This is a genomic window from Vibrio sp. UCD-FRSSP16_30, from assembly GCF_001676025.1.
Lineage (GTDB): Bacteria > Pseudomonadota > Gammaproteobacteria > Enterobacterales > Vibrionaceae > Vibrio.
The window spans coordinates 1-933 of the sequence record NZ_LZFW01000061.1; the positions used below are offsets into that span (position 1 = coordinate 1).

The following is a 933-nucleotide window of genomic DNA, read 5'->3' on the forward strand; positions in this document are numbered from 1 at the left end:
ACAGTTTTGCCCCTAAGGCGGGAGATAATACGGTCAGCGTAAGACAAGTGGATGCGGCGGGTAATGCATCATTGGCCTCCAATGAGCTTGATTTTACGTTAGACAATGCGGTGAGCACACCGATCGTTCAGTTAGTTACAGACAGTGGCCGTTCATCAACGGATGGTCTGACGAATACGGGCACGTTGGATGTTCAAGGTATAGAGGGCGGTGCCTTAGTTGAATACTCAACGGACGCAGGTCAAACATGGTTGGACACCTTTACAGCAAAGGAAGGGGTGAATCATGTTGAAGTGCGACAAACGGATGTGGCGGGGAATAAGTCAGCGATCACGTTGTTCAGTTTTACGCTTGATACGACGGTGACGGAGCCTAAATTGAGTGTGCCACAGGCGCAATCAGGTCATGAGTACAATGCGAATGAAGTAGGGCCTGATGGCACCATTACGGTAGCCATTAAGTTACCAATCGATGCGACAGTTGGTGATACCTTAACCATTACGGACGGCCAAGGGAAAAACAGAGCTTATGTCTTAACGGATAATGACGTTAAGCACTCGTTAGTGTCTCACGAAGTGTTGCCGGGTCATGACATTAAAGTGACGCTGACCGATCAGGCGGGTAACACGTCACAAGAGATGAGTGCGACACTGGCCACAGCCGATACGAAGATCCCAGATGCACCGACACTGCATTGGCCAAACGCCTTAAATCCAGATCATAACTCGAACAATGCCCCAGAGATATTGGGTCATGCCGAGCCGAATGCACACGTCGCCATTTCGATTGATGGTACCGTGGTTCATACGGTGATAACGGGTAAAGATGGTTCGTTCTCTTATACGCCGAATCCGGTACTGGGTGACGGTCATCATGACATTACAGCCACAGCAACGGATGCGGCGGGCAACGTTTCTCCTGCCAGTAAACCGC

General features: G+C 50.2%; 1 protein-coding gene. It reads left to right on the forward strand.

Going from position 1 to position 933, the window contains the following annotated elements; all coding sequences use genetic code 11:
• Positions 1 to 933: Ig-like domain-containing protein (locus A9260_RS14255; protein ID WP_156684066.1), on the forward strand; the 933-nt coding region annotated here is incomplete at both ends.